The organism is Undibacterium sp. YM2, from assembly GCF_009937975.1.
In the GTDB taxonomy this organism is placed as follows: Bacteria; Pseudomonadota; Gammaproteobacteria; order Burkholderiales; family Burkholderiaceae_D; genus Undibacterium.
Genome location: NZ_AP018441.1, coordinates 4,203,191 through 4,222,492, shown reverse-complemented (window position 1 = coordinate 4,222,492; position 19,302 = coordinate 4,203,191). Strand labels below are relative to the sequence as shown.

General features: G+C 52.7%; 18 protein-coding genes and 1 pseudogene. 5 read left to right on the top strand and 14 right to left on the bottom strand.

Features of this window, described 5'->3' with window-relative positions; genetic code table 11:
* Positions 1-54 precede the first annotated feature (54 nt).
* The 6 genes and pseudogenes from UNDYM_RS18965 to UNDYM_RS18935 all read right to left on the bottom strand — a co-directional run bounded on the left by UNDYM_RS18965 (position 55) and on the right by UNDYM_RS18935 (position 5,978).
* Positions 55-1,362, bottom strand: a complete 1,308-nt coding sequence (locus UNDYM_RS18965; RefSeq protein ID WP_162042435.1) for an amidohydrolase family protein — start codon at positions 1,360-1,362, stop codon at positions 55-57.
* Positions 1,363-1,608: 246 nt separating this feature from the next.
* Positions 1,609-3,359 (bottom strand): annotated as a pseudogene (locus UNDYM_RS30330) (methyl-accepting chemotaxis protein).
* Positions 3,360-3,413: 54 nt separating this feature from the next.
* Positions 3,414-3,923, bottom strand: coding sequence for a chemotaxis protein CheW (locus UNDYM_RS18950; protein ID WP_162042432.1), 510 nt, complete (start codon positions 3,921-3,923; stop codon positions 3,414-3,416).
* A gap of 397 nt (positions 3,924-4,320) precedes the next feature.
* Entirely contained in the window at positions 4,321-4,650 is a 330-nt protein-coding gene (locus UNDYM_RS18945) for a DHCW motif cupin fold protein (RefSeq protein WP_162042431.1), read from the bottom strand.
* A 33-nt stretch (positions 4,651-4,683) separates the two neighbouring features.
* Entirely contained in the window at positions 4,684-5,325 is a 642-nt protein-coding gene (locus UNDYM_RS18940; protein WP_162042430.1) for a Vat family streptogramin A O-acetyltransferase, read from the bottom strand.
* A gap of 59 nt (positions 5,326-5,384) precedes the next feature.
* On the bottom strand, positions 5,385-5,978 hold the full coding sequence (locus UNDYM_RS18935; protein WP_162042429.1) for a purine phosphorylase: 594 nt from the start codon (positions 5,976-5,978) through the stop codon (positions 5,385-5,387).
* Positions 5,979-6,320: 342 nt separating this feature from the next.
* Here UNDYM_RS18935 and UNDYM_RS18930 point away from each other — a divergent pair, with 342 nt between their 5' ends.
* On the top strand, positions 6,321-8,069 hold the full coding sequence (locus UNDYM_RS18930; RefSeq protein ID WP_162042428.1) for a DUF4214 domain-containing protein: 1,749 nt from the start codon (positions 6,321-6,323) through the stop codon (positions 8,067-8,069).
* Between the two features lie 70 nt (positions 8,070-8,139).
* Here UNDYM_RS18930 and UNDYM_RS18925 read toward each other — a convergent pair whose 3' ends face one another.
* Positions 8,140-8,721: an RDD family protein gene (locus UNDYM_RS18925; protein WP_162042427.1), complete on the bottom strand. Its 582-nt coding sequence runs from the start codon at positions 8,719-8,721 to the stop codon at positions 8,140-8,142.
* 618 nt (positions 8,722-9,339) lie between these two features.
* Between UNDYM_RS18925 and UNDYM_RS18920 the strand changes: the two genes are divergently transcribed.
* Positions 9,340-11,301 (top strand): methyl-accepting chemotaxis protein, encoded by a 1,962-nt coding sequence (locus UNDYM_RS18920; RefSeq protein ID WP_162042426.1) that lies wholly within the window; start codon positions 9,340-9,342, stop codon positions 11,299-11,301.
* A gap of 34 nt (positions 11,302-11,335) precedes the next feature.
* Here UNDYM_RS18920 and UNDYM_RS18915 read toward each other — a convergent pair whose 3' ends face one another.
* Complete coding sequence (locus UNDYM_RS18915) at positions 11,336-12,142, bottom strand: alpha/beta fold hydrolase (RefSeq protein ID WP_162042425.1); 807 nt, start codon at positions 12,140-12,142, stop codon at positions 11,336-11,338.
* A 193-nt stretch (positions 12,143-12,335) separates the two neighbouring features.
* On the opposite strand from UNDYM_RS18915, the gene UNDYM_RS18910 reads away from it, so the two are divergent.
* Positions 12,336-12,644 carry a hypothetical protein gene (locus UNDYM_RS18910; protein WP_162042424.1) on the top strand — a complete coding sequence of 103 codons (309 nt, stop codon included), beginning with the start codon at positions 12,336-12,338 and terminating at the stop codon, positions 12,642-12,644.
* Here UNDYM_RS18910 and UNDYM_RS18905 read toward each other — a convergent pair.
* Genes UNDYM_RS18905 through UNDYM_RS18895 form a run of 3 tightly spaced genes read right to left on the bottom strand, consistent with a single transcriptional unit; the run spans position 12,628 to position 14,132 of the window.
* Entirely contained in the window at positions 12,628-13,113 is a 486-nt protein-coding gene (locus UNDYM_RS18905) for a hypothetical protein (protein ID WP_162042423.1), read from the bottom strand. The genes UNDYM_RS18910 and UNDYM_RS18905 overlap by 17 nt on opposite strands.
* A gap of 58 nt (positions 13,114-13,171) precedes the next feature.
* Entirely contained in the window at positions 13,172-13,555 is a 384-nt protein-coding gene (locus UNDYM_RS18900) for a lysozyme inhibitor LprI family protein (protein ID WP_162042422.1), read from the bottom strand.
* Positions 13,556-13,589: 34 nt separating this feature from the next.
* The gene (locus UNDYM_RS18895; protein WP_162044704.1) at positions 13,590-14,132 is read right to left on the bottom strand and encodes an O-acetyl-ADP-ribose deacetylase; all 543 of its coding nucleotides are present in this window, start codon (positions 14,130-14,132) and stop codon (positions 13,590-13,592) included.
* Between the two features lie 294 nt (positions 14,133-14,426).
* Between UNDYM_RS18895 and UNDYM_RS18890 the strand changes: the two genes are divergently transcribed.
* Together UNDYM_RS18890 and UNDYM_RS18885 are read left to right on the top strand one after the other, a co-directional pair.
* Positions 14,427-16,055, top strand: coding sequence for a methyl-accepting chemotaxis protein (locus UNDYM_RS18890; RefSeq protein WP_162042421.1), 1,629 nt, complete (start codon positions 14,427-14,429; stop codon positions 16,053-16,055).
* The gene (locus tag UNDYM_RS18885) at positions 16,052-16,852 is read left to right on the top strand and encodes an ABC transporter substrate-binding protein (protein ID WP_162042420.1); all 801 of its coding nucleotides are present in this window, start codon (positions 16,052-16,054) and stop codon (positions 16,850-16,852) included. Before UNDYM_RS18890 ends, UNDYM_RS18885 begins: the two co-directional genes overlap by 4 nt.
* Positions 16,853-16,887: 35 nt before the next feature.
* Here UNDYM_RS18885 and UNDYM_RS18880 read toward each other — a convergent pair whose 3' ends face one another.
* The 3 genes from UNDYM_RS18880 to UNDYM_RS18870 form a co-directional block, all read right to left on the bottom strand.
* The gene (locus UNDYM_RS18880) at positions 16,888-17,397 is read right to left on the bottom strand and encodes an HAD family hydrolase (RefSeq protein WP_162042419.1); all 510 of its coding nucleotides are present in this window, start codon (positions 17,395-17,397) and stop codon (positions 16,888-16,890) included.
* Positions 17,398-17,627: 230 nt separating this feature from the next.
* A complete protein-coding gene (locus tag UNDYM_RS18875) occupies positions 17,628-18,770 on the bottom strand; it encodes an NADH:flavin oxidoreductase (RefSeq protein ID WP_162042418.1) in 1,143 nt (380 codons plus the stop codon).
* A gap of 1 nt (position 18,771) precedes the next feature.
* Positions 18,772-19,167 (bottom strand): RidA family protein, encoded by a 396-nt coding sequence (locus UNDYM_RS18870; protein ID WP_162042417.1) that lies wholly within the window; start codon positions 19,165-19,167, stop codon positions 18,772-18,774.
* Positions 19,168-19,302: the final 135 nt, after the last annotated feature.

The following is a 19,302-nucleotide window of genomic DNA, read 5'->3' as shown; positions in this document are numbered from 1 at the left end:
TGATCTTTTCTGCATCTCTGTGCCTCGGTGTTGAGAGGTCTTGACTTAAAAAAATTACTTGTAAACCTTGCCGCTCTTCATGACGAAATTTACTTTCGTCAGGCTCGTGACATCTGCCAGCGGGTCTGCATCGACGGCGATGATATCGGCAAACTTGCCAACCTTGATGCTGCCGATTTTTTCTTTCAGGCCCAGCAAATCTGCGGCACTGATGGTGGCTGCCTGTATGGCCTGCATGGGTGTCATGCCATACTTGACCATGTAATAAAATTGCTTGCCATTGTCACCATGCGGATAGACGCCAGCGTCTGAACCAAAGGCCATGCGGGCACCGCCTTGCAGCGCAGCGCGGAAGTTATCACGCTGTTTTTGGCCTATCTCTTTTTCCTTGGCGAGGGATTCTGGCAAAAAGCCTGCTTTTTCGCCTTCACCAAGAATATAGTCGTCATTATAAATGTCCATGACCAGCCATGTGCCATGTTCTTTGGCGAGTTTGATGCCTTCTTCATCAATCAGGCTGCTGTGCTCGACAGAATCGACCCCGGCGCGTATGGCGTCAGCAATGCCGCTGGCACCGTGGGCATGGGCGGCGACCTTGCGGCCCAGCTTGTGGGCTTCCTGCACGATGGCCTGCATTTCTTCGAGGGTGTATTGCTGGGCTCCAGGCGAGTCGCCTTTGGATAGTACGCCGCCGGTGGCGCAGATTTTGATGACATCGGCACCATACTTGGCCATTTCACGCACCTTGCTGCGTGCTGCCCAGGGGCCGTCTGCCACGCCCTTGCCGGTGTCATTGTAGTCGGGCGGCAGCAGGTTATTGTCGCAATGGCCACCCTTGATGCCTATCGCATAACCAGCCGCCATGATGCGCGGGCCGGGGAAGTCGCCATCATTGATGGCATCGCGCAGGGCAACGTCAGAAAAACCTTCAGAGCCTACATCGCGCACGGTGGTGAAGCCAGCGCGCAGGGTATCGCGTGCTGCCCGTACACCATACAGGGCGGAGCGTATTGTCGATGTCCCCAAAGAGCTGTAGCCATGCATGTGCGGGTTGCTGGTCAGGTGGGTATGGGCATCGATGAGGCCGGGCAAGACGGTAGATTTGGACAGGTCGATAAGCTTGGCAGAGGCAGGGATGGGTGTGCCGGCAATGGGAGTGATTGAGATGATGCGCTCGCCCTGGACGACGATGAGCTGGTCGCGCAAGACTTTGCCGCTTTCTACATCCAGCAAACGGCCAGCCTTGATGGCGATGGTATCCTGTGTAGCTCCTTTGTCGTTGGCATGCACGAAGTTGCTGCCCAGGCACAGGCTGGTGAAAAGTAAGGTGTGAACGAGACTGCGCGCTTTGTTTTTATACATGCCATGTTCCCGGATGGTGGATAGAGTGCGAAAAGATCTGCGAAATAGTGCGTAAACAGTAGCTAGCTTGTACTTGAATGGCACCTGAATAGTCGCTGTGAATATAGCATAGCCTCACTCTCGTTGGTACAAATCCGGCCTGCTGTGCCTGGCATGGCGGTGCTGCCAATTGCCTGTAGCTGGCGTTTGTGCAACAAAAAAGCCAGGCGGTGCCTGGCTGGTTTTATGAAGCACAGTGTGCTTAAATTAGAACTCTACCCATTCTCCCGCGCTTGCATTGGCGCTGGCGAATTGCCGTGTTGGCTGTACCTTCACCGCGCTGGCCAGTTTTTTGATGTTCATGAGGCTTGTAGTGCTGCGCACCAGAGTTTTTGTCTGTGGCTGGCGTGTTGCTGGTTTGATGGTCTGCCGTGCTGTTTCCATTGCATTGCTCAAATTGGTCTGCACCGATTCTGCGCCCAGTTTGAAGCTTGCCACCAGTTGAGAAAGATTGCTGGCCTGGTTTTGCATGGATTCTGCTGCGGCTGCAGATTCTTCTACCAGTGAGGCATTTTGCTGGGTGATCTCGTCCATTTGGTTTATGGCCTGATTGATCTGCTCTATGCCTGTGCTTTGTTCATTGCTGGCCGCGCTGATTTCAGCAATCACATCAGTCACACGGCGCACGCTTTGTACAACTTCGTCCATGGTGGCACCTGCCTGGTCAACCAGTCTTGTGCCTGCGCCCACTTTTTCTACCGAGTCGTTGATCAGGGTCTTGATTTCTTTCGCCGCTGTTGCTGAGCGTTGTGCCAGGTTACGCACTTCACTGGCAACCACTGCAAATCCGCGACCTTGTTCACCGGCACGGGCTGCTTCGACGGCGGCGTTGAGCGCCAGGATATTGGTCTGGAAGGCGATACCATCAATGACGCCGATGATGTCAACAATTTTCTTCGATGAGTCATTGATGGACACCATGGTTTGTACGACCTGCGCTACAACATCCCCCCTTTTTGCGCAACGTCAGAGGCCGACACTGCCAGCTGGTTGGCTTGCCTTGCATTGTCGGCATTATGTTTGACGGTAGAAGTCAGCTCTTCCATCGAAGAGGCGGTTTCTTCCAGCGAGCCTGCCTGTTCTTCCGTGCGGGAAGACAAGTCCATATTGCCAGCGGCGATCTGGCTGGATGCGGTAGCAATCGTGTCGGTGCCAGCACGTACTTCACCGACTATGCGTGCCAGGCTGTCATTCATGCCTTTAAGTGCCAGTAATAACTGACCGGTTTCGTCGGTGCTGGTCACTTGTATGTCTGAGGACAAGTCACCGCCCGCCACCTTGTTGGCTAATTCAACGGCTTGATTCATGGGGCGGGTGATCAGGCGTGTCGTTATGAATGCCAGCAAGCCGCTGATGATGATTGCTGCGATTGTTAAACCGACGACGAGCATTTCGGTTTGTGCCGCACTTACTTCTGCTTCTTTCGAAGATTGATCCATTAGGCTGGCTTGATAGCCGATCAGCTTGTCCAGGGCGTCAAAGTACTTTATTTGAACAGGACGCACTTCCTTGAGAAGCAGGCTAAGCGCCTCTTCTTTATTGCCCTCACGTGATACCTGGACGAATTTTGTTCGCACTGCCAGGAATTCCTTGCGTGCGGCTTGCAATGCATCCAGGTCTTCGCGGGCGCGCTTTGAAGTGATAGTCTTATCCAGCGCTTCAACAGCTTTGGTAATATCAATTGCTGACTGATCCATGTTGGCATATTCGGCTTTGAGTGTCTCTGCATCTGTCATCAACAGGATATTGCTCATGTTGCGCGCAGTCTCATTCAATTCATCCTTGATGATATGTGCCTGGACAGTCTTGGGATAGCGGTCCTTGTTCGTCAGATCAAGATCATTATTAAGCTCATCGACACACAGGTAGGCAATGATGGACATCAGCAACAGCAGCGAGACGATGATGCCAAAGCTAAGGCCAAGTTTTTGGCCGATTTTCAAGTTCTTGATATTCATTTGTTACTCCGGTAAGGCAGTATTTTTGTCAGTGTGCTTGGTAAGTGCGCGGGCTCAGGCTGCGGCTTCTTCAAGCAGATAGATGTCGTTAGCAGCGACCAGGCGGCTGATGTCTGTCAGCAAGATCATCCTGTCATCGATCGTAGCGACACCAGCGAACCGGCAGGAGTCATTGATGCTGACCAACTGCGGTGCTGTCTGAATTTGATTTGTCTGAGGCGCGATGACATCAGAAACGCCATCGACGACGATACCTATCTGTCTGCCACCGATATTGACGACAACGACCACGGTGAACTGGTCGTAAAAGCGCACAGGCAAACCCAGCCTGAGGCGAAGATCGATGATGGGAATGATGTTGCCCCGCAGGTTGATGACACCCTTGATATAGTCTGGCGCATTGGCAATACTGGTCACTGCTTCGTAGCTGCGCAATTCCTGCACTATCTGTATATCTATGCCGTATTCTTCCTGACCCAGGGTGAATACCAGATATTCCTGCGCGCCATGCTCTGCACTTTGCAGCATGGTGGTGGATTGTTCGTTGTGTGTTGTTGTGGACATGATGTTTCCTTTCGTTTGAACCACGTGCTGTATGCCTGCAGAGACCTGGTCTCAGACTATGGGCAAACAGAATAAAAAATACGGGATTTACAACGCGGCGGATTTGGGCCGTTAGTGGGTGCCTCTTTCGTTGCGGGGGATGGGCAACGGAGGTGATGAAAATTCAGGAAAAAACAACAGCATTCTTGCTCGTTATTTTTTACTTGATTTCAAGTGTTGAAGCGCAAACAGAAGGATAAGCTAAAATTTTCCCTGTGGAAATGTTTTCGCGTCAGATTTAACAATCTCATACAGATATGCAGTAAATGCAAGAATCCTGCGCGTTTGCATGCAATGTGCCTGAAATGGCTGGGGCGAAACCGCAATCAGACCAGCATTGCAGTTTCAGATCGCAAGCCTAATCGACGATAAACAACGTTGCTCCTGTTGCTGTCGATGAACGGTGTGCCTCTGCGCCATCAGCTACCTGATAACTCATGCCTGCCTTCAGGGTCAGCACGCGGCCATCGTCGAGTTCGGTTTGCATTTCACCTTCGAGGCAGAGCAGGATATGCCCCTTGCTGCACCAGTGGTCAGCCAGGTAGCCGGCTGTGTATTCGATCATGCGTACGCGGATATCGCCAAACTTGCAGGTACGCCAATAGGCCTTGCCTGTGATGCCAGGATGCTCGGTTTTTTCTATGGCAGACCAGTCTGTCGTGCCAAAAGGGATGTCAGTAATTTTCATGTATGGCTAAGAAGTAAATTGAAATGGATGCGGCTATTCAGCCAGTGCGCTGGCTTTGAGTGCGCCGATGTCGCCCGCAATAATCACGCTGATGTAGCGGCTGATTTTTTCTACTGGCCAGTCCCACCAGGCGATCTGCTCCAGGGTATCGATGACATCCGGCGTAAAGCGCTGGCGTATGGGTTTAGCCGGGTTGCCGCCGACGATGGTATAGGCGGGTACATCGGCGACCACGACGGAGCGTGAAGAAATGATGGCACCATTACCTATCTTCACACCCGGCATGATGAGTGCTTCATACCCGATCCAGACATCGTTGCCGATGATGGTGTCGCCCTTGTAGGGGAGGGACTCAAGATCCATCGGTGTTTTCTCCCAGCCATTGCCAAAAATCTGGAAAGGGTAGGTGGAGATGCCTGCCATATTGTGGTTGGCCCCGTTCATGATGAACTTGACACCCCGTGCCAGCGCACAGAATTTGCCGATGATGAGTTTGTCGCCGATGAAGGGGAAATGGTAGAGCACATTGCGCTCGAAGTTTTCAGCATCTTCCGGGTCATCATAGTAGGTGTAGTCACCGATGATGATATGGGGATTGCTGACGGTATTCTGGATATAGCAAACCTGTGGGAAGCCCTGCATGGGGTGAGGGTTTTTGGGGTCGGGTCCGTGCATAAAATTCAGTGTAGATTCTGTGTCAGCTTGGTGCTGGTTCAGTGTGGCTCAATGCTATTTCAGTGCTGTATGTCATCCAGCAAGCGATGCAGGGCCGCAGTCATGGCCTTGATCGAACCCTGCATGTCCCATTCATCATTATCAACATTGACGAAGTTGGATATCGCCCGCAACTCCAGGAAGGGCTGTTCTTCCTGCAAACAGGTATAGAAGAAGGCTGCACCTTCCATGTTTTCAAGATCGACAAATTCTGTATCGACATAGTGGGCCATCGCGGCATTCAGGGACATGCTGCGTGCCCGGGCGAACTCTGTGCCTGCCGGGATGAAGGGGCAGCTCAGAGTATGGCGGCGTTCAAATTCCATGTCTATGGGCAGGTGGGCGAGATGGGTAAAACCATCGGGCGTGAAAAAGCCGAGGTCGCCTTCGACTTCGCTTTCCACCAGCGCCACGTCACCGACCTTGAAGCTGGAATGGGGATAAGCCCCGGCGATGCCTGCCATGATGAGCATGTCGGGTTCGTATTCATAGATTGCACGCAGGGTTGCGTGGGCAGTCGCAGTGAGTCCTACGCCAGAGACGATGGTGATGATGCCTTCGCGCTGGAACAGGCTGGCTTCTGTCTGGGTGGGGAAGAGGACGGCGATTTTCATGATGTCTGGCTTTCTGCTCTTTTGCTACCGGGCCTGGGCTGACTAGTGAATGACTTGCAGGATGTTTTGTATTTTATCAATTAAAGACGCGGAAAATGGGAACTGGCGGGTTTTTTAATGCCTGTTGCATGAATTGCTGCGAAATTTTTTGGCATATACTGCATAAATAGGGATTTTTCCGTCTGGCAAGAAGCCTGAGTTTCGCTTATCCGCTAGCTCGGACATGGGATAGACACTGAAACTTTGAGAAAGTTTGCCGTAAAGTAGTGAACTGCTACCCCCGACAGGGCATGCTTGCTGTTTCTTTCGTGATTATTTTCTGCAATAAATGCAGGTGCAACGATGGCCAAAACCAATAAAGAATTCGTCACAGGTTTGTTCCAGATACTCTGGGACAAGCAACCCGATCAACAGACCGTGGATTTGTATGCGTCCCGTCTTGACTCTGGTTTGCTCACCCGCGCCGGGGTGGAATACAGTTTTTTGATTGCGCCTGAGTATAGCCCGGTTGCTGAGCAGATCGTGCGGCTCTACCTCGCTGCCTTCAACCGCATACCGGATACCGATGGCTTTACCTTCTGGATGGGCGTACACAGGAATGGCGGCAGCAATAGCCAGATTGCCCAGGTGTTTGCACAATCAGAAGAGTTTGTCAGCAAATACGGTGCAAACTTGTCAAATAGCCAGTTTCTCGACCTGATTTACCAGAACGTGCTTGGCCGCAGCGCCGATGCGGCAGGCCGCGATTACTGGGTTGGGCAAATGAACAATGGCATGGCTCGTGGTGAAATCGTCAACCAGTTTGCCCAGTCGCAAGAATTCAAGATAGCTGCCTCGACCAAGGTGTATGCCAGCGTGGTGTATACCACGCTGATAGGGCGCATGCCAACGGCAGCCGAGGCTGCTGCTGCCCCTACCAATGTCGAGCAACTGGTCTTGAAAGTGGCGCAGGCGTCTGAAGTGACGCCCACCATAGGCAGTATCAGTTATTCAGCCCCGGCCTTTGTCGAGCAGCAGCTCAATGATGGCAGCATCAGCAGCAGTATTATCCTCACGCTGACTGGCGACACCTTCAAGGGCAATGTTGGCACATCCCTGGGCAAGATCACCAATGTACCCACAGGCCTGACCGGCACCCTGGTCAAGACCACCGATACCACGGCTACCCTGACCCTGAGCGGCAAGGCCACGGCCAATGCCAGTATCAACAATGTCACGAACCTGACGGTGACGCTGGACAATACCTCATTCACCGGCGGCAAGGTTGTCAATATCATCAATGCAGTCAAGTCTGATCTACAGATCAATTACATCGATATCCCACTCAATGAAACCAATCACCTGCTCAGCGGCAAGGGCGCGCTGACCACGCCGCTGGTGGTGGATCTGGGCCAGGATTTGCTGACGCTGGACGGCAAACCGCTGGCCTTGCTTAGTGGTGACATCAAGAAGGTCGATTATGTCGATTTTAGCCTGATTGCAGCGCCTGCCAGCAGTACCGGCACTACTACCGGTTCATCCGCAGGCAAGGTGACGGTGACCACCACCATCAAGGGTGATGAAGCGAATAATCTGCTGGTTGGCTCGAATTACCCTAATTTTTTCAATGGCGGCGGCGGCATCGACACCATGCAGGGTGGTATCGGGGTTGATACCTATGCTTTTGGCATTACCCCGGTTGCCAATGGTGTGGATACCATCACCAATTTCACCATAGGCAAGGGTGGCGATGTATTGAATTTCTCTGCCTTCCTGAACAAGACTGGCACCACCAAAATTGCTGCAGTCAATGCAGCGGCCACGACCCCAAAAGCCTGGGCCAATGGCGATGTGCTGACGGTACAGGGCAATGCGCTCGACACAACAAAGATCGCCGCCTTGTTTGGTACCGGCAAGGCCTTCACCGCTCCCACTGTTGCCAGCAAGATGGTCATCATTACCGCCGACATCATAGGTGATGCCAGCATCTGGTATGTGATCAACCAGCTTGATGTCAACAACATCACGCCGGATGAGATCGTGCTGGTGGGGGTATTGAAGAATGTCAATAACCTGAGCCTGGTCGGCTTTGATGCGACAAACTTTTTGTGATGCGCGGATGGATGTGAAGGGAGATGTGACGGCGGGATGTGACAAAAAGGGCGGCCAGTCAGGCAGCCGCTTATTCCCTGACTACCCTGGTACCCGCCAGCATGTCACCCAGGCGCAGGCGCTTGCTGCCCAGTGCGAACAACCAATCGACCACTGTCAGTGCCAGGATATTGCGCACAAAGGATTGCGTCAGGTTGCAGGGCTGCTCAGTGTCACGCTGTAGCACACGTATGCCCATGATGCGCTTGCCCAGGCTTTGCCCATCAAAGCCATCCTTGAACAAGAGGTAAAGCGTCCACAATATCAGGATGGCGCGGTTGGTCTGCTTGAACAGATTGGGCATGGCGACGGTGATCAGCAAACCCAGTAGCGCCAACAACAGGGCGATGCCTATCACATCAATAAGTTGGGCGGCCAGGCGATGTGACATATAGGCCAGCTTGTCATCAGCAGGTTTTTGCTGCTCGGCACTTTTCAGGTATTGCTGGCGGTGTTCCCTGAACGCATGGATATCCACACCACGTACCGACAGTATAGATTCCACCGCAGCATATTCATGCTCAGCCAGATCAGGCTTGATACCCAGTGCGAGCAAATCCCCCGTCTCTCTTGACGCATAATTGTCTTGCAAGGGTGTAACGAGCGCATTCATTTTTGCAATTCAAAGTCAAAGATAGGGCTGCCATGCTTAAGCATAGCGTATTAATCAGACAAGTTTTGCCCAAAATTGTTGCAACATATTACCGGGCTGCATGGAACATCCTTTGTAGCACCAGCAATACAGGCATGCGGGCCAGTATGCAATGCGGGCGCATTGCAGCAAGCAAGGTAGCTAAGATACCAGTCACGCTGCCGAAAATCAAAATCTGGCATGCGAATGCTGTCTGCCAATTGATAGAGATTGTTACTTGTTGCTTTGCGGTCGTGCTTCACCTCACGAGAAAATTCCTGCACCCATAGAGGGAAATCGCATGCACGTGAGTATTCATGAGCGATAGGTGGCTTCTTGATATTAACTGGCGGCAACGTCGTCAATTTGCAACTAATTTGCAACCAAATAATGTAAATTGCACCCGGCAGAGAATGCCGTATGACTCCTTGTTCTCAGTGCGCGTTGCAATTAGTCAACACGATTCCTGTAAAAAATGTCTTGCACCTGCTTGAAACGCAGGGCCAGGTTTGCCAGATGACCGCGCGACAAAATCAGTGCTATGCTGCAAAAGCTGTTGCTACAGAATATTCCGCCTTTTGTCATCAATGGAGAACCGGTATGTTTTTTTCGTCGCTACGCAGGAAGCTCATCAGTATTTGTGTGTCCATCGTTGTGATTGCCATGCTGGCCATGGTAGTGGCAAATTTCTTTACCACGCGCTCGCGTACCATGGATGCACTCAACAGCCAGTTACTGCAACTGTCTGAAAGCCATGCAACAGCCATTACCGAATGGGTCAAGTCCAAGCAGGCAGCAGTCGCCTCGCTGAAGCTGGCGGCAGAATTGCCCGAGCCCCTGGGAGCACTCAAGGCGGGTGAGCAGGCCGGTGTGTTTGACATGGCCTATATAGGCTTTGCCGACAAGCATGCGGTGTTCTCGCAAGACCGCAAACGCGCAGCCGACTATGACCCTACCGCACGCCCCTGGTATATCAAGGCCAGCGAAGCTGGTGGCCCCATCATCACCGCGCCCTATATCGGTGCCAGCACGGGCAAACTGGTGGTGACCTTTGCCGACCCCATAGGCGCTAAGGGCAGTGTCACCGCCGTGGCCGCCGCCGATGTCATGTTGGACGTAGTGACCAGCAATGTAGGCTCGATCAAACCTACGCCAGCCAGCTTTGCGTTTTTGCTCGACGGCAGCGGTAAGATCATTGCCCACCCGAACGAGAAACTGACGCTGAAACCGCTCAGCGATCTCGATGCCAGCCTGACCACCCAGGTGCTGAATGCGACTGAAGCATCCAAAACCAGCAGCACCGTGCACCTGAACGGGCGTGAGGGCATGCTGTTCGTCACCAAAATCGCTGGCACTGACTGGCTACTGGCAACCGTGCTGGACAGGGCAGAGGCCACCCAGGCACTGACCGCCATGCTGACGGCCTCTGCCGTCACCGCCATCATCGTGGTGGCCCTCGCCGCCCTGATATTGACGGCACTGGTAGCCCAGGCCCTGAAAAAACTGGAGCTGGTACGCGATGCCATGGCAGACATTGCGACTGGCGAAGGTGACCTGACCCGTCGTCTGGCTGCCGATGGCAAGGACGAACTGGCGCAGATCAGCGAGGCCTTCAACCGCTTTGTCGACAAGATCGCGGCGGTGCTGATAGACATACGCGCCACCAGCGGCTCGGTCAGGCTGGCCTCCGGCGAGATTGCTGCGGGCAATGCCGACCTGTCTGCCCGCACTGAAAGCCAGGCCAGCTCGCTCGAAGAAACCGCCTCATCGATGGAAGAATTGACTTCTACCGTCAGGCAAAATGCCGACAATGCGCGCCAGGCCAATCAACTGGCTGCGTCTGCTGCCAACGTGGCAGGCAAGGGCGGTGAAGTGGTTTCGCAAGTCGTCTCTACCATGGTGTCGATCAAGGGCAGCTCCAGCAAGATCGTCGATATCATCAGCGTCATTGACGGCATCGCCTTTCAGACCAATATCCTGGCTTTGAATGCAGCCGTAGAAGCTGCGCGCGCTGGCGAGCAGGGGCGTGGTTTTGCGGTGGTCGCATCCGAGGTGCGCAACCTGGCGCAACGCTCAGCCACTGCCGCGAAGGAAATCAAATCCCTCATTGATGACTCGGTAGGCAAGGTTGATTCCGGTGCGCGCCTGGTGGATGAAGCGGGCCAGACCATGGGCGAGATTGTCACCTCGGTCAAGCAGGTCGCCGACATCATGAGTGAAATCACCGCCGCCAGCCAGGAACAAAGCTCAGGCATAGAAGAGGTCAACCGTGCCGTGACCCAGATGGATGAAATGACACAGCAAAATGCTGCTCTCGTCGAAGAGGCAGCGGCTGCGGCTGAGAGCCTGCAAGAACAGGCAGAACACCTGTCGCAAATCATCAGCATGTTCAAGCTCGACGATGCCCAGGCAACTGCCAGCAAGCCACAGGCCAGTTCACCTAGGGGCGCAACTGGATCAAAACCCGTCAACAGGTCTGTCACTGCTGTCACCAGGCCAGCACCAAGGGTGGGTGCACCCAAGGCAGCCAGCAAGCCAGACGATGAGTGGGATGAGTTTTAGACGGCGGTATTGAGTTGCAGCCATGCTGCAGAACTTACTTTAAGCTGGCAAGGAACGGGCAGACTCTGTTTATCACCCAGTCTTCCTGTTCCCTGTGCGGCACATGGTGCGCGCCAGCGATGATCTCCAGTTGTGCAGGGCCAGTTGTGAGCCCTGCGATCTGTTCAGGGTGCAGGTTTGAGCCATATTCGTCATGCTCCCCATGCAGCACCAGGGCGGGGCATCTTACTTGTGGCAGCACATCGCGCAGTGACCAGTTGGCGAAGGCGGGCGACAGCCAGGTATTGATCCAGGCATTGAGTACCCATGCTGCCTTGTCACCGTGGTAGCGGCGCAGGCGCTCTAATGCACCTGGCTGCTGGAACTGCTGTTGCGCTTCGATAAGGCCAGCCCGTGTTTTGTCTTCGACCAGAGCCTGTGCAGACTCGGTGATCAGGGCATCGCAGATGTCAGCGTAAAGAGCTGCAAAGTGCACCGCCATGCCACCGCCTACGCTATGCCCCATGACTACAAAGCGCTCAAAGCCAAAGTGGCTTTGCAAGAGGGGCAAAGAAGTTGCCGCTTCCTGCGCAATAAAATCCAGGCTCAGCACATCGTCACGCGCATCAGATTGTCCAAAGCCCAGCCTGTCGTAAGCGATAACTTGTCTGCCGCTATGCTCAGCCAGCAGGGCGGGAAAGCTACGCCATAAAGCTACGCAGCCGAGGGAATCATGCAGTAGCAAAATTGGTGGCTGGTTATCATGGCCTTGATGATTTGTCGGCTGCCAGCTACATGCATACAGGTGGCCTGCTTCGGTTTTTATACGGTGCTCAGTTGATCTTATTTTTTCATTTCTCATTATTGGTGATCTTTCATGTCTCAGACGTTGCCACACAATCGACCGGGCTAGTGATCGAATTGCTCAGCCTGCTGTCTGGATGATAGCAGCAAGGGCAGGCGGGCAAAGTGGGAATGTATAATTGTTGGCACTCAAGAAAATTGATCTTGCCAAACCGCGAACAAATGCTACGCGCCATTTAGCCAATTCAAATATGCTCAAACGCCATCTTTGCCCGCAATGCCGTACTGATTTGCAGTTGACCCCGCCCATGTTGAGCAGACATCGCTGGTATAAACTGGTCCGGCGGGTGAGCTATGACTGCCCGTTTTGCCAAGCCGTGCTTGAGCGTCGCTTCAATGATTTAGATATGGGTTTTGCTTCGGCATTGTCCCTGGGCATGGCTGGTGCTTTGTGGGGGCCTGGCAAACCTTTATTGCTGGTGGTCGTATTGGCTTTTGGCCTCAGGTTGATTGCAGGGTGTCTTTGCTCTGTGTACGTACTCGCTAAAAAGCAGGAATAGCACCTTCAGTTGTGCTGCTATCGGCCGGTGGCGACCCTCTAGGCGCGCATAGCTGCCTGCGTATCTCCAGGGCCATTGCACCAGCGCCCCTGCCTGTCCCGCGATTATGTTCGCAAATATTGGTTTGCGCAGTCACATCGAGCCAGGCTTCTATGGAACTGATTAGCTGGTGTTGCTGGCTGGTTTCAATTTCAAACTCGATGAATTTTTCTTCCTGGCTCAATATTGTGCCCATCACTGTGTCTCGCATCCACGGCAAATCAGCGACAAGATCAATGATGATGCTATTGCCCCAGTCTATGCCGCGGGCAAGCCCGGCATCATGCAAGGCCTTGGGAAGTGCGTGTGCGCGCCAATAAGTGGCTGTTGTTCTCAAACCATATTCGCTTAATCTGTTTTGCTCCTGGACATTACGTTGTCTCTTTTTGCTTAAGCGAATAATATCGATGGGCGTGTCAATCTTGTTCATCACTGTATCATCACCGAATCATCACTGAGCTGCAGGGCGACACTGGCGCGCAGAGGTTTTAATTCTTTTCATACTCTTCCAGATCCTTGATGCGCCGCTCAGTATGGGTTTGCATGCAACTGATGGACATCACACCGCGTATGGTGCCTGCAATGTGGTACTGATAGACGGCACTGCAGTCTGCTTCACGGAACTTGATCCAGGCGCGTTGGGCTTCTATGAGCGTGGTCTTGGATGCCTTGTCAAGATCACCGTCAGCAATCTGTTTGTCGAGAAACTTCATCACGCGCTGATAGACGGCGTTGAGTTTTGCTTCCACTTTCTTTTGTTCTATGGATGCGCATTCATTGATTTCAAGCGTGTTGGATGCCTTGCTGCAATCCAGTGCCAGGGCCAACTGGCTGGCACAGGCCAGGGTAATCAAGCAGATGAAATGTCGCATGGGTTCAGCCTTGTTTGTTGTGGGCAGTATATTTTCATGGTGCCTTGTTTGCTGTTTCAGCCGATCCAGCCGATTCAGCCAATACGGCCTCATAAATCTTGAGGTCACTATCCGAGAAGCAGCAGAAAATCACTTCCTGTAGCACGGGGTAGTCTGTCAGCGCTGAGCGCACATAGCTTACCGCTATACGGGCAGCCTGTTCTATGGGGTAGCCGTAAATACCGGTGCTGATGCTGGGGAAAGCTATACTGGTGAGCTGTTTTTCTGCCGCAATGCGCATGGCGTTGTAATAACAAGAGGCCAGCAGGCCAGCTTCATCGTTGGTGCCGTTGCGCCACACCGGGCCCACGGTGTGGATGATGAAACTGGCGGGCAAACGATAGCCCTTGGTGAGTTTTGCTTCTCCGGTCTTGCAACCACCGAGCAGGCGGCATTCATGTACCAGTTCAGGCCCGGCAGCTCTATGTATTGCCCCATCAACGCCACCACCGCCCAGCAGGGACGAATTGGCGGCATTGACGATGGCATCGACTTGCAGCTTGGTGATGTCTGCACGAATGGCGCGGATGTGTGGCATGGAAGTAATGATGAAATCAAAAATAAGTATCAAGATAGCATGAAAGTGCTTTGTCGGTCTCAAGCTTTTTCCCTATGAGTGAGGGGGGGCTATATCGTTTTCATGGTATTTTGCAATCGTTGACTTGCAAAATAGCAATAGCCTTATATGATTGAAAGCATCAAAACACTAAATTCTTGCTTCGCCAGAAATAGTTTTAAAAGGTGAAAAGCAAGACGGGGTTTGTTCCGGGCCATATCCGGTGCCAACTCCAGCTCTGCAGTGCCCTATAAAAAAATACCCAGGAGACAGGCAATGAAAATTCAGAATCTGAACATAGGGATACGTCTCGCCATGGGCTTTGGCCTGGTTATGCTGCTGGCGACGGTTTCTTCCGGGATAGGCTTATGGCGCTTGAATGAGGTTGCAGACAGCACCCGTGCAATGATGCAGGAGCCGCTGAAAAAAGAGCGCATGACCGAAGAATGGTACCGGATTACCGTGGCCGGGCTCAAGCGCACACTGGCGATAGTGAAGAGCAGTGATGAGTCGCTGGCAGAGTATTTTGCCAGTGACGCCAAGGCATCTACTGCACGGAATAATGAAATACAAAAATACATGGAAGAGCATATCAGCTCTCCAGAAGAGAAAAAACTGCTCGACAACATCATTGCTGTGCGCAAGCAATACATTGCAATGCGTGACCAGCTTAGTAAGTTAAAAAAAGAAGGTCAGGCGGAAGCCGCCGCAAAGTTGTTTGATCAATTTATGCCGGTGTCGGATGCATACCAAAAGAGCGAACTTGATTTCCTTGAGTTTCAAAAAAAAGATGTGGACGATCTGAGCAAGGAAGTCGATGCCATCGCCAAAAACAGCCTGATGCTGATCAGCTCGCTGATCATTCTGTTCATTATTTTTGGTAGTGCCTGCGCCTGGTTCCTGACCATAGGAATCACCCGGCCCATGCACCATGCGCTGAGCCTCGCACGCAGCGTGGCAGATGGAGACCTGACGACCAATATCGAAGTGAAATCCAGCGATGAAACCGGCCAGCTCATGCAGGCTTTGAAAGACATGAACAATGGACTGGTGAATATCGTCAGTGAGGTGCGCACCAGCACCGATACCATCGTCGGTGCATCGACTGATATCGCCAATGGCAATATGGACTTGTCTGCCCGTACCGAAAGCCAGGCAGGTTCACTGGAAGAGACTGCTTCTTCCATGGAAGAACTGACCAGCACCATGAAGCAGAACTCACAAAATGCGCGTGACGCGAACCAACTGGCACACGCGGCATCTGATGCTGCCGTCAAGGGTGGCACGGTAGTGTCGCAGGTTGTGGCCACGATGGGGGCGATCAGTGATTCTTCGAATAAAATCGTCGATATCATTGCCGTCATTGATGGCATTGCATTTCAAACCAATATCCTGGCCCTGAATGCGGCAGTGGAAGCAGCCCGTGCCGGTGAGCAGGGCAGGGGCTTTGCGGTGGTTGCGTCAGAGGTACGCAACCTGGCACAAAGATCGGCCAGTGCGGCGAAAGAAATCAAAACCCTGATTTCTGATTCAGTCGATAAAGTGGGCGAAGGTGCGCGCCTGGTTGATCAGGCTGGTGCGACTATGGCCGAGATAGTCGAGCGCGTGGCAAAAGTGACGAGCATCATGAATGAAATCAATGATGCCAGCAAAGAACAGTCTGCTGGCATAGACCAGATCAACAATGCCATCATACAAATGGATGGCGTGACTCAGCAAAATGCAGCCTTGGTCGAGGAAGCTGCCGCTGCCGCAAAAAGCTTGCAGGACCAGGCGGGCAATTTGTCGAATGTGGTCAGTATCTTCAAGTTGCAACAACAGTTCACGCATGCAAGTTCTGGCACTTATGCAGCTGCATCTGGCGGTGCTGTTAAATCTGACAAGAGGCTGGCATATAGGCAATGAGCAAGTCCGGGCAAGTTCGTCCTTTATGGGCATTGCAAGGCGTACTGATACTGCTGTTCCTGATGCTCATGCTGCCCGCTTGTGCTGTTACAGAGATTCGTACTGCTGCCCAGGAAGCATCCGAACCCAAGTATATTGCTACCCTTAATCCGCAAGGCAAGATTGCGATAGGCGGCATGTGTGTGGATATCTTGCGCGCCATCGAGAAGGTTGACCCGGAGTTGCGCTTTATTGGTGACCAGGTCTGGCAACCGCGTGCCCGCATTGATGCCGCTTTGAAGACGGGCAATATTGATGTTATCTGTGGGGTGCAACGTATAGCGCGTAATACCTCGCAATACCAGTTCGCCGCGACGCCGCTGTTTTCTGTCGATTACCTGCTGGCCGTGAGGGCGGATGATACCGTCGCTGTTGGGGATTGGGACGACATACGCAAGCTCGGTAATGAGGGCATCATCCTGGCCCTGCGCGGCTTTGGCATAGTCGATATCCTTACACAAATGGGCGGCTTGAAGATAGATGACACTGCTACTTCATCCATCTCCAACTTGAAAAAACTGCTGGCTGGACGCGGGCGGTTTTATTGTCACCGTTCGCCCGGCATAGGCCTGGCGATCAGGCAGGCCGGCCTGGAAGACAAGATACGGCTTTTGAGCAAACCCCAACTGACAGAAAAATTCTACATGGGCATGGCAAAAACCATGTCTCCTGAGCTGGTCAGGAAGATAGGCGCAAGCCTGGTTTTGCTGGAGAGAAATGGGGAATTGAAAAGAATATTTGAGCGCTATCAAGAGTAGTGTTCACCGGCTCTTCAAGCAGAAAAGTAAGTCAATTAGTCGCAAATTGCGCTTCTCAATGTGAATTTCCCGACGATGTCCAGCAGGGCCCTGTCTTTCTGGTTACCAAGATAAGGCGTAATCAGAATATGGTTTCTCGGCTGTCTGGCAATTTTTTCTGGCGAATCATCGACTATGGTAATCTGGTCCAGCGTATATCCCTGACCCTGAATTTTTCTCAAATCCTTGATGTAAACATAGCTATTGCTTTTGATGTCCACCCGCTGCACACAGCGCTCGACCGACCACGCAAACTTGACAGGGTAGCGAGTACCAAAGATCTGCGCGACCACAGCATCCACATATTCCCTTGATGACGATGACCATACTGCCAGGTCGTAATGTGGCGCCAGTTCTTCCAGCATTTCTGCCAAAAAGGGACGTTGATAAACAAAGTAGGGTGGAAATGCAAAAGCCATAGGCTGACCCAAATCAGTCATGCTTGCATGGACCAATGTTTCATCAAGATCGAAGACAATAAGCTGGCGTTGTTTATTCGAATTCATATTTATCTTATGCTGCCTTTTGCAGATGCTGCGACCATCCGTTACCTATGGCAAGTGCCACACCATGATAGTTGGTGGCTTTGCTTTGTGTATTTCTACCTTCACAGAAAAGTGGATCAGAGTTAAAAAAGAGCATTCTGACCCACTGTGCTTTTAACTGAAATAAATCTCAAACGAAACAGGTATTGCAGGTATTTTAAGCTCGTTTGAGTAACGAGGTATTGTGCAAATTAATGCAAGGTGCACGCGCGTTCCTTACGATGTCGATGTTCATTCGCCAGGTTGGCTATCGGCGACAATATCCCAGGGTCGAATTCATCGAATGATGCGCCGTTATGTACACGCGTTGGCCAGTCAGCATGGGTCAACGCACCACGTCCAAGCGACACTACATCAGCCTGACCGCTTACAATCAAATCGGCCGCGCGCGTGGGATCATGCAGTGATCCATTGGCGATCACGGGTAAGCCTGCATATTGTCTGGCAAGTGCGGCCAGACTGGGGCCGTTCCCGAAGGCACTTTGCCATGCTTCAAATTCAGTCGTGTGGACATAATCAATTGGCAGATCGGCCAGTGCACTGAAGATGAGTGCAGCATCGGTTTCTGCATTGCGCCACTTGTGTGTGAAATCGTTGACCTTGCCCTGGGATATGCGCAGGCCTAGCGTGAACTCAGGACCAACAGCCGTACGAACTGCCTGCACGACCTCAACGATCAGGCGCAGGCGGCGCGCTACGTCTCCACCATAGCGGTCGTTGCGCAGGTTTGTGCCTTCGCTAAGGAATTGGTCAAGCAGGTATCCGTTTGCCCCGTGGATTTCTACACCGTGGAAGCCAGCTTGTTTTGCGCACACCGCCGCAGTGGCGAAACCATTGATCGCTTCCGTGATTTCGTGGTCAGCCATTGCACGTGGTATTGGGTACTCGCCCTTGCCCCGGTAGAACGTCATCTGCTGCCCTTTGGGCCTCACCGCAGACGGGCCCAAGGTATCGCTGCGGTAAGGGTTGCCCTGTGAGAGTGCGCCCGCATGCATCAACTGTGCAACCATGCGCCCCCCATCTTGATTGACAGCTTCAACTACTTTGGCCCAGGCATCGCGCTGCTGATGGTCAGACAGCCCTGGCTGATTCCAGTAGCCTTGCGAGTGAGCCTTGTCCGTATAAATACCCTCAGTGATGAGCAGCCCAAAACCTCCCTTCGCGAAGGCGCTGTAATAGCTTGCCATCTGCTCAGTCGCGCAGCCGTCATCGCTTGCGCTGATGCGCGTCATGGGTGCTACTGCCAGGCGATTTTTAAGCGTCATGCGGCCTATGGAAAACGGCTGGAAAAGACAGTCGTGCTGATGAGTATCAGGTGTCGTGGTGGCATTCATATCAGCTCCCTGCATGAGGACGTATCGCGGCGATGGCCTCAATCTCTATCATGGCCGCGGGATCGTACAGGGCCTTTATTTCAGCGATGGTATCTGCGGAATAGGGGGCTGTGAAAAATTGACGACGCAGTTCCACGACATCTTTGAAGTTACCCATATCAGTTACGAAGATGGTGACCTTGATGACGTCTGTCAGGCCAGAACCACCAGCTTCCAGCGCGCGCCTGAGATTGACGAACGCCTGCTCGCCCTGGGCACGAAAACCGCCAGCGACGATCTTGCCATCATCGGCCGCACCAGCCTGGCCAGAGACGAAGAGCAGGTTGCCAAATTTGATCGCCTGAGAAATCAGGTAGGGTTCGTAGTTGTCGGGTTGGGTCATGACGCGTTCGAGCATGATGTGCTCCTTTCATGGAGTTAGTGAAAAAATTTCCGGCTTGTCAGGGCCGCAGCGAGAAGATAGACCTGCGCCTTTGCATTGACAAACGCTATGTTGTCAGTCATAACATGAGTTATTCTCATCTGTTATTTA

Excerpts from the sequence above, each read along its gene's own strand:
- UNDYM_RS18920 (WP_162042426.1), top strand. The coding sequence starts at position 9,340 with ATGTTTTTTTCGTCGCTACGCAGGAAGCTCATCAGTATTTGTGTGTCC.
- UNDYM_RS18900 (WP_162042422.1), bottom strand. The coding sequence starts at position 13,555 with ATGCGACATTTCATCTGCTTGATTACCCTGGCCTGTGCCAGCCAGTTG.
- UNDYM_RS18880 (WP_162042419.1), bottom strand. The coding sequence starts at position 17,397 with ATGAATTCGAATAAACAACGCCAGCTTATTGTCTTCGATCTTGATGAA.
- UNDYM_RS18870 (WP_162042417.1), bottom strand. The coding sequence starts at position 19,167 with ATGCTCGAACGCGTCATGACCCAACCCGACAACTACGAACCCTACCTG.
- UNDYM_RS18885 (WP_162042420.1), top strand. The coding sequence starts at position 16,052 with ATGAGCAAGTCCGGGCAAGTTCGTCCTTTATGGGCATTGCAAGGCGTA.
- UNDYM_RS18945 (WP_162042431.1), bottom strand. The coding sequence starts at position 4,650 with ATGAAAATTACTGACATCCCTTTTGGCACGACAGACTGGTCTGCCATA.
- UNDYM_RS18905 (WP_162042423.1), bottom strand. The coding sequence starts at position 13,113 with ATGAACAAGATTGACACGCCCATCGATATTATTCGCTTAAGCAAAAAG.
- UNDYM_RS18940 (WP_162042430.1), bottom strand. The coding sequence starts at position 5,325 with ATGCACGGACCCGACCCCAAAAACCCTCACCCCATGCAGGGCTTCCCA.
- UNDYM_RS18965 (WP_162042435.1), bottom strand. The coding sequence starts at position 1,362 with ATGTATAAAAACAAAGCGCGCAGTCTCGTTCACACCTTACTTTTCACC.
- UNDYM_RS18950 (WP_162042432.1), bottom strand. The coding sequence starts at position 3,923 with ATGTCCACAACAACACACAACGAACAATCCACCACCATGCTGCAAAGT.
- UNDYM_RS18935 (WP_162042429.1), bottom strand. The coding sequence starts at position 5,978 with ATGAAAATCGCCGTCCTCTTCCCCACCCAGACAGAAGCCAGCCTGTTC.
- UNDYM_RS18910 (WP_162042424.1), top strand. The coding sequence starts at position 12,336 with ATGCTCAAACGCCATCTTTGCCCGCAATGCCGTACTGATTTGCAGTTG.
- UNDYM_RS18930 (WP_162042428.1), top strand. The coding sequence starts at position 6,321 with ATGGCCAAAACCAATAAAGAATTCGTCACAGGTTTGTTCCAGATACTC.
- UNDYM_RS18895 (WP_162044704.1), bottom strand. The coding sequence starts at position 14,132 with ATGCCACACATCCGCGCCATTCGTGCAGACATCACCAAGCTGCAAGTC.
- UNDYM_RS18875 (WP_162042418.1), bottom strand. The coding sequence starts at position 18,770 with ATGAATGCCACCACGACACCTGATACTCATCAGCACGACTGTCTTTTC.
- UNDYM_RS18915 (WP_162042425.1), bottom strand. The coding sequence starts at position 12,142 with ATGAGAAATGAAAAAATAAGATCAACTGAGCACCGTATAAAAACCGAA.
- UNDYM_RS18890 (WP_162042421.1), top strand. The coding sequence starts at position 14,427 with ATGAAAATTCAGAATCTGAACATAGGGATACGTCTCGCCATGGGCTTT.
- UNDYM_RS18925 (WP_162042427.1), bottom strand. The coding sequence starts at position 8,721 with ATGAATGCGCTCGTTACACCCTTGCAAGACAATTATGCGTCAAGAGAG.